Genomic DNA, 14717 nt, shown 5'->3' with positions numbered 1-14717 from the left:
TCCTCTTTGGCTGAGCCGGCGGGATGCCGGTGGAGAAAGGATGAGCTTTTCGCCTCGGCGGATAATCTGCTTCAATCCGCCAATATTTTTCGGATATCAGGAACAAATGTGGACAGGGTCGACGCCATGCGCCTGTTCACCCGGATCGTCGAACGGCGCAGCTTTACCCGCGCCGCGCAGGATCTGGCCCTGCCCCGCTCCACCGTCACCGAAGTGATGCAGCGGCTGGAGGCGCGGCTGGGCGTGCGTCTGCTCGAGCGCACCACGCGGCAGGTGCGCCCCACCCTGGACGGCGAGGCGTACTACCAGCGCTGCATGGCCATCCTCGCCGAGATCGAGGAAGCCGAGGCCGCGTTCACCGGCGCCCGGCCCGCCGGCCTGCTGCGGGTGGACGTGCACGGCACCCTGGCGCAGTACTTCATGCTGCCCGACCTGCCCGCCTTCCTCGCCCGCTATCCCGACATCCAGCTGCGCATCGGTGCCGGCGACCGCTACGTGGACCTGGTGCGCGAGGGCGTGGACTGCGTGCTGCGCGTCGGCCGTCCCGCCGACAACCGCATGGTCGGGCGGCAAATCGCCACGCTGGCGGAGGGCACCTTCGCCAGCCCCGCCTACCTGGCGCAGCACGGCATCCCGCGCTCGCCCGATGAGCTGGACGGCCACCGCATGGTCGGCTTCGAGTCCTCCGCCACCGGGGGCGTGCTGCCCCTGGAGTTCCGTCAGGGCGGTTCGCTGCGGGAGATCCCGCTGCCGCAGACGGTGAGCGCCACCGGGGCGGAGATGTACGTGGCACTGGCCCGACTCGGACTGGGCTTGGTGCAGGTGCCGCGCTACCGGGTGGAGGACGATCTGGCCCGCGGCATCCTGGTCGAGGTGCTGGCCGAGTTCCCGCCGGAGCCGTCTCCGGTGTACGTGCTCTACCCGCAGAACCGCCAGCTGTCGCCGCGGGTGCGGGTGTTCATCGACTGGCTCGCAACCGCCTTCGCCCAGCGGTTGTCCCCGCCGCACTGACGGTCCACGACGCGGTCGACCCACAAACCGGGCCGCGCTTGGCCGATGGCCGCGCGTCACCCTCGACGGCAGGCTGAGCGGATGAGCATCCGCCACTGGCCCGAAACCGAACGCCCCCGCGAGAAGCTGCTGGCCCGCGGCTGCGCCGCGCTGACCGACGCCGAACTGATCGCCGTGCTGCTGGGCAGCGGCATCCCGGGCACCGACGCGATCGCGCTGGGTCGGGGCCTGCTGCAGGACAACGGAGGACTCGCCTCCCTGCTTGGCGCTCCAGCGGAGGCCATCAGCCGGCGCGGCATCGGCCCAGCCAAGCGCGCGCGCCTGATCGCTGCGCTGGAACTGGCCCGCCGCGCGCTGGGCGAACAACTACGCGAACGCCCGGCGCTGAGCAGCCCGCGGGACAGCGGGGACTATCTGCGGGCGCAGCTGCGCGATCGTCCCTACGAGGTGTTCGCCTGCCTGTACCTGGACAACCGACACCGCGTGCTGGGGTTCGAAGAGCTGTTTCGTGGCACCGTCGACGGCGCCAGCGTGCATCCGCGCGAAGTCGTGCGCGCCTGCCTCAAGCACAACGCCTGCGCGGTGATCTTCGCCCACAACCATCCAAGCGGTGTGGCCGAACCCAGCGCGGCCGACCGGGCGATCACCCGGGAACTCCGGGACGCGCTCCAACTGGTCGGCGTGCGAGTCCTGGACCATCTGGTGATCGGGGCGGGTACGCCGGTGTCGATGGCCGAACGTGGTCTGATCTGAGCGTCAGGAGCCCTGAGTCCCAAAAAAAAGGCGGTGCAGGCTCACGCCGCACCGCCCATGCCGTTTTTTTGGGGAGGGTGGAGAACACGGTATCTCCTGGTGCCCGACGACTCCGGGGAGGATAGGTCGTCGAGCACGGGGCGCAGTGTGGCGGTGCCGCATGACAGGTGCGTGACGCTGGCGGGTCGTGTACGGGACAACGCAGGTACGCGGAAAGTTATGCACATTTCGCCAGGAAGGGCATTTGCGGGGCCAACGTGAAGTCCGAGCAAGATACTTGCTCCAAGTATTTGAAATTAATATGTTTACACGCCTTGATCAAAGTGAAATCGGCATTGACGGCCGACTGGGCCGACAAGCGTGTCACCTTTCCCACAGAGTTATCCACAGGCCTGCTCCCGCACCGCATCAGGACCGCTCCGGGCTGACGCTCAGCCCCGCTCTGTTAGCATTGCCGGTCCAATTGCTTGCCGACCCCGACCCGTGAAAGATCAGCTGCGCGCCCTGTTGCTGCAGGCCCTCGACGGCCTGCGCACCGACTCCATCCTCCCCGCCGATCTCGTGATTCCGCACTTCGTGATCGAGCGTGCGCGCAGCCGCGAGCACGGCGATTTCGCCACCAACCTGGCGATGCTGCTGGCCAAGCCGGCCCGCGCCAGGCCGCGTGAGCTGGCCGAGAAGCTGGTCGCCGCGATGCCGGCCAATGCGCTGGTGTCTAAGGTGGAGATCGCCGGGCCGGGCTTCATCAACTTCTTCCTGGCCGCCGAGGCTTACCACGCCGAAGTGCGGCGCACCTTCGCCGAAGGCGACGCTTACGGGCGCAACACCAGCGGTGGCGGCAAGGTGGCGGGCGTGGAATACGTGTCGGCCAATCCGACCGGTCCGCTGCACGTCGGCCATGGCCGCGCCGCGGCGATCGGCGACTGCATCAGCCGCCTGCTCGATGCCACCGGCTGGGACGTCAAGCGCGAGTTCTACTACAACGATGCGGGCGTGCAGATCGCCAACCTGGCGATCTCCACCCAGGCGCGTGCGCGCGGTCTCGCCCCCGACGATGCCGGCTGGCCGGAGGATGGCTACCGCGGCGACTACATCGCCGACGTGGCGAAGGCCTACCTGGCCGGCGACAGCGTCACCGCCGACGGCCACACGGTGGTCGGCGCGAAGGATCCGGACAACCTGGACGCGATCCGCCAGTTCGCCGTGGCCTACCTGCGCCACGAGCAGGACCTGGACCTGAAGGCCTTCGGCGTCGCCTTCGACGTGTATTTCCTGGAGTCCTCGCTGTACGCCGACGGCAAGGTGGACGAGACCGTGCGCGAGCTCATCGCCCACGGCCACACCTACGAGGAAGGCGGCGCGCTGTGGCTGCGCTCGACCGACTTCGGCGACGACAAGGACCGCGTGATGCGCAAGTCCGACGGCACCTACACCTACTTCGTGCCGGACGTCGCCTACCACCGCTCCAAGTGGCAGCGCGGCTACGAGCGTGCGATCACCGAGCTGGGCTCGGACCACCATGGCTCGCTGGCCCGGGTGAAGGCCGGCCTGCAGGCGCTGGACGTGGGCATTCCGAAGAACTGGCCCGAGTACGTGCTGCACCAGATGGTCACCGTGATGAAGGGCGGCGAGGAGGTGAAGATCTCCAAGCGCGCCGGCAGCTACGTGACCCTGCGCGACCTGATCGACGAGGTCGGCCGCGACGCCACGCGCTACTTCCTGATCGCGCGCAAGGGCGACTCGCAGCTGGTGTTCGACATCGATCTGGCCCGCTCGCAGACCAACGACAACCCGGTCTACTACATCCAGTACGCCCACGCCCGCGTGTGCAGTGTGCTGCGCCAGGCTGCGGAGAAAGGCCTCACAGTGGACCTTGACGCCGGACTGGCACGCCTGGCGCGGCTGGACAGCGAGCACGAGCAGGTGCTGCTGATCGAGCTGTCGAAGTACCCGGAGATGGTCGAGGCCGCGGCCGAGCATCTCGAACCGCACCTGATCGCCGGCTGGCTGCGCGAGCTGGCCAACGCGTTCCACGCCTACTACAACGCGCACCAGTTCCTGGTCGAGGATGCCGAGCTGCGCAACGCCCGTCTGGCGTTGTCGGTCGCCACCCGCCAGGTGCTCAAGAACGGTCTGGACCTGTTGGGCCTGAGCGCCCCGGAGAGCATGTAAATGGCAGCACGCAAGGGCAAGGGCCGGCAGGCCGTCCGCCACAAGAAGGGCGGCATCCCGGGTTGGGCGATCCTCGCCGTGGGCATCCTCGGCGGCGCCCTGCTGATGGTGATGCTGATGCGCAAGTCGCTGCTGCCGATGGCGCCGACCGGGCCGCAGCCCAACCCGCAGGCCACCGCCCAGCGCGGCAGCGACCCGGGCGCGGTGGCGCCGGGCAGCGCCGCCACGACGCCGAAGAAGCCGCAGTACGATTTCTATTCGCTGCTGTCGGAGAAGGAAGTGCGCATCCCCGACTCGGTGATCAGCGCCCAGGCGCGCGCCGAGCAGCAGAAGCAGCAGCAGGCGCGCGAGGCCGCGGCCGCCCAGATCGCTGCCCAGCAACAGGCCAACGTGCCCCCGCCGCCGCCCGGCGTGACGCGCGAAAACGTCACCGCCGCACCGGCCGCCGCCGTCCAGGCACCGGCCGCCGGCAGCGGCTACCTGTTGCAGGTCGGCGCGTTCCCGAATGCCGCCGACGCGGAAAGCCTGAAGGCACGCCTGGCGCTGCAGGGCTTCGTTGCCAACGTGCAGTCGGTCAACGTGGGCGGCCAGGTGTTCCATCGCGTGCGGCTGGGGCCATTCCGGTCGGCCACCGAGCTGGAATCGGCCAAGCAGCGGCTGGCGAACGCCGGCATCAACGCGATCGCCCTGAAGGAAGGCCACTGAGCCCCCTGTCACCCAGCGAGTCCTCCCGATGAATACCAAGACCGCCCTGATCACCGGCGCTACCTCCGGCTTTGGCGCCGCCGCCGTGGACCGCTTCGTCGCCGGCGGCTGGCGCGTGGTCGCCACCGGCCGTCGCGCCGACCGCCTGCAGAAGCTGGTCGACAAGCACGGCGCCGACCGCGTGCACCCACTGGCCTTCGACATGCGCGACGAAGCCGCGATGCGCGCGGCGATCGCCGGCCTGCCGGCCGAATTCGCCGGCATCGACCTGCTGGTCAACAACGCCGGCCTGGCACTGGGCACGGTGCCCGCGCAGCAGGCGGACCTAGCACAGTGGAAGCAGATGATCGACACCAATATCACCGCGCTGGTCACGATCACCCACCTGCTGCTGCCCACGCTGATCGAGCGCCGCGGCGCGATCGTCAACATCAGCTCGATCGCCGGCAGCTACCCGTACAAGGGCGGCAACGTCTACGGCGGCAGCAAGGCCTTCGTCAGCCAGTTCACGCAGAACCTGCGCACCGACCTGCACGGCACCGGGGTACGGGTGAGTTCGGTCGAACCGGGCATGGCCGAGACCGAGTTCACCCTGGTGCGCACCGGCGGAGACCAGGAAGCCTCGGACAAGCTCTACGCCGGGGTCGATCCGATCACCGCGCAAGACATCGCCGAGTCGATCTGGTGGATCGCCACCCTGCCGCCGCACCTCAACATCAACCGGCTGGAAGTGATGCCGGTCAACCAGTCGGCCGCAGGCCTGCAGGTGCATCGCAACGCCTGATGCCGACCGTAGGAGCGCACCCTGTGCGCGATGCCTTTGGTCACCTGAAGGAGAGCGTCGCGCACAGGGTGCGCTCCTACAGTCGATGCACGTCGTGGGTCACGAACGGATGCTGGGCATCGGGGTAATCCAGCCAGTGCGGCTGTGCCAGCGTGTGGCGCATGTCCTCCAGTCCGGCACGCCAGTGGCGACGCATGCTGTTGGCGCTGAACTCGTAGTCCTTGTAGTGCCCTTCGTACGGCTTGTCGCGGTAGATCAGGTGCACCAGGTTGGTCAGCGCACCGGACGAGCGCGCCTGCGCCCGCAGGTAGGCCGGATCGTCGCGAAGGGGCTCCGGCACCAGCGCCATCAGGTCGTGCAGCAGGCGCTGGTGCTCGTGCTCGCGCGCCATGTACTCGGTGACCAGGCGGGTGCGGCTGGAGAACTGGATGTCCTTGCTGCGCGAGGCGACCTGCGGCAGGTCGTGCGGCAGCTCGCCCATCGCACTCCACAGATCGACCTGGAAGATCAGCGCATCGTGGGCCGGGCGGTCGCGCAGCACCTTGTACAGCGGCGTGTTGGAGACCATGCCGCCGTCCCAGTAGTACTCGCCGTCGATCTCCACCGCCGGGAAGCCCGGCGGCAGGGCGCCGGAGGCCATGAAGTGCTCGGCGCGCAGGGTCTGCCGGGTGCTGTCGAAATATTCGAAGTTGCCGTTGCGCACGTTCACCGCGCCGACCGAGACGCGGATCGTGCGCGGGTCGTTGATCCGGTCGAAATCGACCAGTCGCTCCAGCGTGCTGCGCAGCGGTCCGGTGTCGTACCAGCTGGCCAGGTGCGGTCCGCGTCGCCACGGCGCCAGCGGCGGGATCGGCATGCGCGGCAGGAAGAAACCCGCCTGACCTTCCAGCAGCGCGCGCATCGCCGCCATGCCGCTGAGGCCGTGCTGCAGCGGCAACGGCCACGGCAGGTCGTCGAACTCCGGTGCCGCCAGCGGCGCCGGCAGGAACGGCGGCTTGCAGATGGTCTTCCAGAACTCGCGCAGCTTCGCCACGCGGTGCTCCGGCGCGTTGCCGGCGATCACCGCCGCGTTCAACGCGCCAATGGAGATGCCTGCCACCCAGTTCGGCAGGCGACCGCTGGCGTGCAGGCCCTCGTAGACACCGGCCTGGTAGGCACCGAGGGCGCCGCCGCCCTGCAGGACCAGGGCGACGGTGGGGTATTCGCGCGGTGCGGTGGCGGACTTGCGCGAGGCGACCGACGCCTTGCCCGCGCGCAACTTGGAGACGGGTTTGCTCATGACGTGCTCCTCAGGCCACCGGTTCGGCCAGGTAGTCGTGCACCACTTCGCCCAGGGCCAGGGTCAGGTCGCAGACGAAGTGCAGCGCCGATTCGACCTTCAGCACCGGCAGGTCGGCCACCGGTGCCAGCGCATGCGGGTGCAGCTCCAGTGAGGCCGGTCCGCTCCAGGCGCCCTTCAGCGTGATGTCGGTGGTGAAGTAGCGCACCAGCTCGCAGATGCGCGGCGTGCCGTCGACGTGCGGAATGATCTTGAGCAGGAAATTCGGCGCCTGCAGCGCCGCCATCACGGCGGCGTGGTCGGCCGCGCGGTGCTTGTAGCCCATGGTCGCCTTGGCCACGCGCACCTTGCCGTAGTCCAGCGTGCCGACCAGGGTGTCGGTCTCCACCTCCAGCTCGGGCGAGGCCAGCTTCTTCGGAAAGCCCCACAGCTCGCGACCGCCTGCGATCGGCGGATGGTCGTTGAGGTACATCGAGTGCACGTAGCCGCCGTGCACGCCCTCGAAACGCACCGGGATCACCTGCCCGCTCTCGGTGTAGTCGCCGAACCCGGTGGAGTCGGGCATGCGGATGAACTCGTACTTCACCAGCGGCTCGGTCACTTCGAGCGGCTCGGGCACCACCGCGCGCAGCGCATCGAGATCGGTGCGGTAGGTGACGACGAGGAACTCGCGATTGACGAAACGGTAGGGTCCCGGCGGGAACGCCGGACTGGTCAGTGGCATGGCGAACGCGTTCGCCCGGACATCGGCCTGCTTCATGCGTGATCACTCCATCGAAGGCACAGCACAAGGGCACGACGCGGCGACCGTGCCGCGTCGTCTCGGTTCCGCTCAGGGACTTACTGCATGAACCAGCCGTGGCTGACCACGAACGACTGCCCGGTCAGCGCCGCCGACGGGAAGGTCGCCAGGTAGAGCGCGGTCTGCGCGATGTCCTCGACCGTGGTGAACACGCCGTCCACGGTGTCCTTCAGCATCACGTTCTTGATCACCTGGTCTTCGCTGATGCCGAGTTCCTTGGCCTGCTCGGGGATCTGCTTCTCCACCAGCGGAGTGCGCACGAAGCCGGGGCAGATCACGTGCGAGCGCACGTTGTGCGGTGCGCCTTCCTTGGCCAGCGCGCGGGCCAGGCCGAGCAGGCCGTGCTTGGCGGTGACGTAGGCCGACTTGAGCTTGGAAGCCTCGTGCGAGTGCACCGAGCCCATGTAGATCACGATGCCGCCCTGGTCGCCCTTGTACATGTGCTGCAGCGCGGCCTTGGTGGTGAGGAAGGCGCCGTCGAGGTGGATCGCCAGCATCTTCTTCCAGTCGCTGAAGGCGAACTGGTCGATCGGATTGATGATCTGCACGCCGGCGTTGGAGATCAGGATGTCCAACCGGCCGAACGCGGCCACTACCTTCTCGGTGCCGGCGTTGACCGCCGCCTCGTCAGTGACGTCCATCACCACGCCGATCGCCTTGCCGCCGGCGGCGGTGATCTCCGCCGCCGCGGCATCCGCGGCCTGCTGGTTGATGTCGGCGATGGCGACCGCGGCGCCTTCCTTCGCATACAGCTCGGCGATCGCCTTGCCGATGCCGCTGGCTGCGCCGGTGATCAGTGCAACCTTGCCGTCCAGACTTGCCATGAGCGCTCTCCTGTGGGTCTCGGGGAAGTTTTGCAGTGCATCATTCTGCGCCCCTTGTCGTGACAGGAAAAGCGTGACGAGTGGATCAGTCCGTTTCCGGCGCCAGATAGGTGTAGGCGGTGAGGCCCGCATCCAGGCTCGCAAAAAGCTGCGCCGCCGGTTCGCCGTCGATGCCCGCCGCCGCGATGCGCTCGCGGTAGCTGCGGCGCAGCGCGGCGAGGTCGTAGCCGACGTAGTCGAGCATCAGGTCGGTGGTGTCACCGCGGCGCTTGTGGGCGAAGGTGAAGCCCTCGCCCTCGGCCCGTACGTTCACCGCGTCGGTATCGCCGAACAGGTTGTGGATGTCGCCCAGGGTCTCCTGGTAGGCACCGACCATGAACAGACCGAGGCAGTAGCTCTCGCCCGCTTTCAGCGGATGCAGCGGCAGGCTCACGTCGACGCCCTCGGCATCGACGTAGTGGTCGATGCGGCCGTCCGAATCGCAGGTCAGGTCGACGATCACGCCGCGGCGTGTCGGTGCCTCGTCCAGCCGCGCGATCGGTGCGATCGGGAAGATCTGCTCGATCGCCCAGATGTCCGGCACCGACTCGAACACCGAGAAGTTGACGAAGTACTTGTCGACCAGCTTCTCGTCCAGCTCGTCCAGCGCCTGACGGTGCGCCCGCTCGCCCGGCAGCAGACGGGCGCGCACCGCGTTGGCGATCGCGTAGTAGGCCTCGTCCAGCCGCGCGCGGTCGGCCAGCGGCAGCTGGCCCAGCGCGTACAGCGCCTGGCCCTCGGCCAGGTGGTGCTGGGCTTCGTGGAACAGTTCCAGTGGCGGGCGCTGGTCCAGTTCCTCGTACACCTCGCGCAGGTGACGCAGCACCGGCGGCTCGTCGGCGCGCGGCGACGGAATGGTGCCGTCCGGCACGCCCTCCACCTCGCTCACGTCGACCACCAGCACCGCGTGGTGCGCGGTCATCGCGCGGCCGGCCTCGGTGAGGATGTGCGGCGCCGGCAGGTTTTCCGCCGCCACCGCCTCGGCCAGCGACTGCACGATGGTCGCCGCGTACTGCTCGATCGAGTAGTTGATCGAGTTGTGGCTGCGCGAGCGCGAACCCTCGTAGTCCACGCCCAGGCCGCCGCCGACGTCGACGATTTCCAGCGGCACGCCCTGCTTGCGCAGCTCGACGAAGTAGCGGGTGGCCTCGCGCATGCCGTTGGCGATGTCGCGCACGTTGGAGATCTGCGAGCCCATGTGGAAGTGCTGCAGCTTCAGCGTGTGCTTGAGCCCGGCCGCATCCAGCCGCTCGATAAGCGTGAGCACCTGGCTCGGCGACAGGCCGAACTTGCCCTTGTCGCCGCCGGTGTTCTGCCACTTGCCGGCGCCGATCGAGGCCAACCGCACGCGCACGCCGAGCAGCGGCTCCACGTCCAGCGCCTTGGCCTCGGCGAACACATGGTCCAGCTCGGACAGCTTCTCGATCACGATGTGCACGCGCAGGCCCAGCTTCTTGCCGATCAGCGCCAGGCGGATGTACTCGCGGTCCTTGTAGCCGTTGCAGATCACGATCGAGCCGGGACGCGCCATCGCCAGCACCGCCATCAGCTCCGGCTTGGAGCCGGCCTCCAGGCCGAAGCCCTCGCTGCCGGCGCGCACCAGTTCGCTGACCACGCTGTGCTGCTGGTTGACCTTGATCGGATAGATGGCCGTGTAGCCGCCCGCGTACTGCCAGTCGGCGGTCGCCTTGGCGAATGCGCCCTGCAGCTTGCCCAGCCGGTCGGCCAGGATGTCCGGAAAACGCACCAGCAGCGGCAGCCGCAGGCCCTCGGCGCGCGCCTTGGCCACGATCTGCGGCAGCGACATCGACGGGCCGGTGGCGCCGCGCGGGCGCATCACCATCTCGCCGGCCTCGCCGACGTCGACGTAGCCGTCGCTCCAGTGCGGCACGGCGTAGGTGTGACGGGCGGCGGCGCGGTCCCAGGAACTCGCCATGGACGGTATCTCCTTGTGCAAACGGAAGTCGCAGCGGCGAGCCTTGACGAGAGCAGGAGGTCTACCGGCCGGAAGCCTCGCACGCCGCGGGGCCGGGAAGACCTTGAGGCGTTCCGCGCGGCCGCGGCCGGGGAGCGCCAGGCGCGCATTGTAGCGGGGCCGGATGACTGGTGCGTGTCCCCCGGGACCCGGGGGAACTCGCTACAATACGCGGTCTTTACGTATCCCCATCCCCTTACGCGTCGCCAGGAACACCCGTCATGTCGCAGCAACCCAGCTGGTTCACCGAAGCCCACCAGGCCTCCGGCTCCTCCATCGGTTTTCGCGTGGAGAAGCAGCTGCACGCCGAGAAGACCCCGTTCCAGACCATCGAGATCCACCAGACCACCGACTGGGGCAACCTGATGGTGATCGACGGCTGCGTGATGCTGACCAGCCGCGACAACTTCCTCTACCACGAGATGATGACCCACCCGGCGCTGTTCACCCACGCCCGCGCCAAGCGCGTGGTGATCATCGGCGGCGGCGACTGCGGCACCCTGCGCGAGGTGCTCAAGCACGAGGAAGTGGAGAAGGCCACCCAGGTGGAGATCGACGAGCGCGTGACCCGCCTCGCCGAGCAGTACTTCCCGGAGCTGTGCGAGTCCAACAACGACCCGCGCGCCGAGCTGCTGTTCATCGACGGCATCAAGTACATGGCCGAGGCGGAGCCGGAATCGCTGGACCTGATCATCGTCGACTCGACCGACCCGGTCGGCCCGGCCGAAGGCCTGTTCAACGCCGCGTTCTACGCCAGCTGCTACAAGGCGCTGCGGCACGGCGGCATTCTGGTGCAGCAGTCGGAGTCGCCGCTGGCGCACATCGAGCTGATCAAGTCGATGCGGGCCGCGATGCGCACCGCCGGCTTCAGCGCGGTGAAGACCCTGCCGTTCCCGCAGCCGTGCTACCCGACCGGCTGGTGGAGCTGCACCATGGTGCGCAAGGGCGGCGAGCTGTCCGGCTTCCGCGAGCGCGGCGCGGCGGCCAAGAACTTCGCCACCCGCTACTACAACGCCGAGATCCACAAGGCCGCGCTGGCGCAGCCGGAGTTCATGCGCGAGGCACTGGGCGAGTAAGCCCGACCGGTTCGGCGGCGGCCGCGGAAGCCGGCTGACCGCCCCGGTGCGCCCGTCGATATGTCAGAACAGCGTCTGCCGGACCTTCGGCAGCACCACCAGCGCCAGCGTCGCCACCGGTCCGAGCAGCAACGACAGGGCGAACCACAACAGGCCGCTGCGGTTCTTGCCCTGCGCCAGCCCGGCGTTGACCAGGGCGAGGGTTCCCCACCCAGCGAACCAGGGCATGGCGCCGTCGAGATGATTGAAGGTATCCACTCGCGTCTCCGGTGATCGCACGATGGCGCGCGTCATGCGCGGCAAAGACTCCGATGGTAACAACCCGGGACGGCGCGGGATGACCACGTCGACCCGCGGATCAGCCAGGCTTAATCCGCAAGCGGTACGCTTGCCGCTTTGCATGCCAAGGGACCTGCATCCATGCGAGTACGCCGACGACTGGCCATCAGCCTGATGCTGGGCCTCGCGAGCCTGCCGATGGCCACGATGGCGCGGGACAAGGCGGCGCCCTCGCCGGCCACGACCCGCGCGCAGGCGCTGGTCAGCTTCCAGCGCGACCTGGTGAGTGTGCTGGCGCCGCGCGCCGATGCGATGCCCCTGCTCGGCGCCGCCCTGCTGGCCCGGCCGTTGCCGAACCAGCCGTCCTCGACGAACTTCCACGCCCTGATCACCCGCGCCGCCCGCGCCGACGACGCCAGCCCGGCGGCGCAATGGGCCCGCCTGACCGACTGCGACGCCGCGGCCCGGACCTGCCCGAACGCCGACGCACTCGCCGCACTCACCGCTGAAGCCGGCGACAATGCCGCGATCTGGCTGCTCAAGCTGGGTCAGGACAGCGCCAACGAGCGCCGCGGCGACGCTCGCGAGGACCTGCGTCGTGCCGCCGGAGCCAAGCTCTACGACGACTACACCGGTACCGCGCTGCAGGCGCTGGCGACCACCGTCGGCACGCTGCCCCCGCCCCCGGCGGCGATCGATCCCGGCTCCGCGGCCGGGGCCTGGGGGGTCCAGGTGGTGATGGTGTTCGGGGTCAGCGGACTGCTGCCGGCCCCCCAGCCGGGCATGCAGGCGACCGCACGGCTGTGCGAAGACGGCAAGGATGATCCGGCGATCCGGCAGAGCTGCCTGCAGCTTGCCCATCTGCTGGAGTGGGGCTCCAGCCCGCTGGCGCGCTCGCTCGGCCTGCATCTGCGCGAGACGCTGTCGGACGACCCCGAGGCCCAGGCCGCCGCCCGCGCGGAGATGACCAACCTCGCCTGGGAAGTGCGCAACTTCGCCGCCTTGTCCGCCCGTGCCGCCGGCGACAAGGCACTGGCGCAGCACCTGCTGGCGCTCGCCCGCAACGGCGGCACCGAGATGAGCCTGATGCTGGCGGCGCTGCGCGACGAGGGCATCCCGCTCGACGCCCCGGGCGCCAGCGAGGCCGCCGCGATCGCACCCACCGCGTCGACCGTCGCACCCTGAGCTCGGGGCCGCCCTCCCCATCGCCCCGGGTTCCCGCCGCACCGCTCTCACAGTAGGCTTGGCCCCACTTACCCGCGCGGAGTCAGGCCGATGCTTACGGTGCTGGTGGCAAGCAGCAAGGGCGGTTGCGGCAAGAGCACGGTGGTCACACAGCTCGCTTCGCACTGGTCCCAGGCGGGCAAACGCACGGCTATCATCGACGCCGACCGGCAGCATTCCTCGTTCCGCTGGGCGGCCCGCCGGCCGGAAGGCGTTCCCGGCGTGCTCGCACTGGAAGGTGGTCGCAAGGCACTGGGCAAGCTCCCGGAGGACACCGAGCGGGCCCTGATCGACACCCCGGCGGGCGTTACCGAACGCGACCTGGAGCCTTACCTGGAGGCGGCGGACGTGCTGCTGGTGCCGGTGCTGCCCTCGAGCTTCGACATGGACGCCACCCTCGCCTTCATCGAGGAACTCGGGCAGATCCCACGCATCAAGCGCGGCAAGCTGCCGGTGGCGCTGGTGGCCAACCGGCTCAAGCCTTGGACACACGCCAGCCAGGACGCGGTCGCCCAGCTCGGCGAGGCGACGCCCTTCCCGATCGCCGCCCAGCTGCGCGACAGCCAGGCCTACGTGCTGCTCGCGGCCCTGGGCAAGGGCATTTTCGATTACCAGTCGGAGAACGTGCGCAGTCATCAGGACGACTGGAAGGCCCTGTTGCGCTGGATCAAGCGCGCCCATTGAACCAAACCAGGCCCGGGTGCGACCCGCCCGGCCGATCCGGAGTCATGCATGCTCGAACTCATCCTGTTGCGACACGCCGAAGCCCTGCCCGCCAGCCCGGGCGACGATGACCGCGAGCGGCGACTTAGCGGGCACGGCGAACAGGAAGCGCGCGCCGCCGGCAGCTGGCTGGCCCGGCACGGCGCGCGGCCACAGCGGGTGCTCTGCTCGCCCGCCGAGCGCACCCGCGCCACCGCGCAGCTGGCGATGGAGGCACTGGATCACGCGCCGGAGCTCGCCTACGCCGAGGAGATCTACGACGCCACGCCCGGCGAGCTGCTCGCCCTGCTCGACGAACACGAGAGCGTGGCCACGGTGATGGTGGTCGGCCACAACCCGGGCATCGAGCGGCTGGTCGCCCTGCTGGTGGAGGGGCGATCGGACGAGTTCCGCGGCATGCCGCCCGCCGGCCTGGCGGTGCTGCACCTCAACGGCGCGCTCGAGCCCGGCAACGCGCGACTGGACGCCTTCTGGTCACCATGAGGGCCGCGGCCTGGTTGCCGCTGCTGCTCGCGTTGCTGTTCCTGCCCGCCGTCGCATCCGCCGCGGATTACCGCATCGACAGCGCCCGCTCGCATGCGGAATTCAGCGTGCGCCTGCTGTGGGTGCGGCAGATCGGCGGGCGCTTCACCCATATCGAAGGCGACGTCACGCTCAATCCGCTGCGTGACACCGCGGTGGTCGAGGCCACGGTCGACGTCCACAGCGTCGCGATGACCTCGTCGCGGCTGCGGCGCTGGGTGCTCGACCCGGAATTCTTCGATGTGCGCCTGTTTCCGACCATCCGCTTCGTCTCCGCGCCACTGCCGGTGCGCGCGCTCGACCAGGGCGGGCCGCTGCCGGGCTGGCTGACGCTGCGCGGGGTGACCCGGCCGGTGCAGTTCCGGCTGGAGCCGGCCAGTTGCACTCTTCGTCGCGACACGACGTGCCGGATCGAGGTACGCGGACAGATCCGGCGCAGCGACTACGGGATGAACGCACACCGTACGGCGGTCAGCGACACGGTCGATCTGGGCCTGATGATCACGCTGGACGCGGCCGCGCGCTGACACTGCAACGTATCATCCACGG

At 69.1% G+C, this 14717-nt stretch carries 15 protein-coding genes; 10 read left to right on the top strand and 5 right to left on the bottom strand.

Translation table 11 applies throughout. The features are described from left to right. Nucleotides 1-108: 108 nt before the first annotated feature. From ATSB10_RS14935 to ATSB10_RS14915, 5 genes are all read left to right on the top strand, one after another. A complete protein-coding gene (locus ATSB10_RS14935; protein WP_063673543.1) occupies nt 109-1011 on the top strand; it encodes a LysR family transcriptional regulator in 903 nt (300 codons plus the stop codon). Nucleotides 1012-1092: 81 nt separating this feature from the next. Next, complete coding sequence (gene radC, locus ATSB10_RS14930; protein WP_063673542.1) at nt 1093-1764, top strand: RadC family protein; 672 nt, start codon at nt 1093-1095, stop codon at nt 1762-1764. 483 nt (nt 1765-2247) lie between these two features. After that, complete coding sequence (argS, locus tag ATSB10_RS14925; RefSeq protein ID WP_063673541.1) at nt 2248-3936, top strand: arginine--tRNA ligase; 1689 nt, start codon at nt 2248-2250, stop codon at nt 3934-3936. Then, nucleotides 3937-4641: an SPOR domain-containing protein gene (locus ATSB10_RS14920; protein ID WP_063673540.1), complete on the top strand. Its 705-nt coding sequence runs from the start codon at nt 3937-3939 to the stop codon at nt 4639-4641. A 28-nt stretch (nt 4642-4669) separates the two neighbouring features. Further along, complete coding sequence (locus ATSB10_RS14915; protein WP_063673539.1) at nt 4670-5425, top strand: SDR family NAD(P)-dependent oxidoreductase; 756 nt, start codon at nt 4670-4672, stop codon at nt 5423-5425. Nucleotides 5426-5501: 76 nt separating this feature from the next. Here ATSB10_RS14915 and ATSB10_RS14910 read toward each other — a convergent pair whose 3' ends face one another. The 4 genes from ATSB10_RS14910 to speA form a co-directional block, all read right to left on the bottom strand. Beyond that, on the bottom strand, nt 5502-6704 hold the full coding sequence (locus tag ATSB10_RS14910; protein ID WP_063673538.1) for a patatin-like phospholipase family protein: 1203 nt from the start codon (nt 6702-6704) through the stop codon (nt 5502-5504). Nucleotides 6705-6714: 10 nt separating this feature from the next. Then, nucleotides 6715-7464: an acetoacetate decarboxylase gene (locus ATSB10_RS14905; protein WP_063673537.1), complete on the bottom strand. Its 750-nt coding sequence runs from the start codon at nt 7462-7464 to the stop codon at nt 6715-6717. Nucleotides 7465-7544: 80 nt separating this feature from the next. Beyond that, the gene (locus tag ATSB10_RS14900; protein WP_063673536.1) at nt 7545-8330 is read right to left on the bottom strand and encodes a 3-hydroxybutyrate dehydrogenase; all 786 of its coding nucleotides are present in this window, start codon (nt 8328-8330) and stop codon (nt 7545-7547) included. Nucleotides 8331-8415: 85 nt separating this feature from the next. Next, nucleotides 8416-10305: a biosynthetic arginine decarboxylase gene (gene speA, locus ATSB10_RS14895; RefSeq protein ID WP_063673535.1), complete on the bottom strand. Its 1890-nt coding sequence runs from the start codon at nt 10303-10305 to the stop codon at nt 8416-8418. 260 nt (nt 10306-10565) lie between these two features. Here speA and speE point away from each other — a divergent pair, with 260 nt between their 5' ends. Further along, nucleotides 10566-11420: a polyamine aminopropyltransferase gene (speE, locus tag ATSB10_RS14890; protein WP_063673534.1), complete on the top strand. Its 855-nt coding sequence runs from the start codon at nt 10566-10568 to the stop codon at nt 11418-11420. Nucleotides 11421-11483: 63 nt separating this feature from the next. Here the strand turns inward: speE and ATSB10_RS14885 are convergent, their stop codons facing one another. Beyond that, the gene (locus ATSB10_RS14885) at nt 11484-11648 is read right to left on the bottom strand and encodes a hypothetical protein (RefSeq protein WP_063674521.1); all 165 of its coding nucleotides are present in this window, start codon (nt 11646-11648) and stop codon (nt 11484-11486) included. A 192-nt stretch (nt 11649-11840) separates the two neighbouring features. Here ATSB10_RS14885 and ATSB10_RS14880 point away from each other — a divergent pair, with 192 nt between their 5' ends. The 4 genes from ATSB10_RS14880 (at nt 11841) to ATSB10_RS14865 (ending at nt 14695) form a co-directional block, all read left to right on the top strand. Next, nucleotides 11841-12884 (top strand): hypothetical protein, encoded by a 1044-nt coding sequence (locus ATSB10_RS14880; RefSeq protein ID WP_063673533.1) that lies wholly within the window; start codon nt 11841-11843, stop codon nt 12882-12884. Between the two features lie 90 nt (nt 12885-12974). Beyond that, nucleotides 12975-13607 carry a ParA family protein gene (locus tag ATSB10_RS14875; protein WP_063673532.1) on the top strand — a complete coding sequence of 211 codons (633 nt, stop codon included), beginning with the start codon at nt 12975-12977 and terminating at the stop codon, nt 13605-13607. A 48-nt stretch (nt 13608-13655) separates the two neighbouring features. Then, nucleotides 13656-14129 carry a SixA phosphatase family protein gene (locus ATSB10_RS14870; protein ID WP_017461576.1) on the top strand — a complete coding sequence of 158 codons (474 nt, stop codon included), beginning with the start codon at nt 13656-13658 and terminating at the stop codon, nt 14127-14129. Between the two features lie 14 nt (nt 14130-14143). Next, a complete protein-coding gene (locus ATSB10_RS14865) occupies nt 14144-14695 on the top strand; it encodes a YceI family protein (RefSeq protein ID WP_236886436.1) in 552 nt (183 codons plus the stop codon). The last annotated feature ends 22 nt before the right edge of the window (nt 14696-14717 follow it).

It is taken from the genome of Dyella thiooxydans (genome assembly GCF_001641285.1).
Lineage (GTDB): Bacteria > Pseudomonadota > Gammaproteobacteria > Xanthomonadales > Rhodanobacteraceae > Dyella_A > Dyella_A thiooxydans.
The sequence above is the reverse complement of the archived record's forward strand: the minus strand, read 5'-3'. Positions and strand labels throughout refer to the sequence as shown.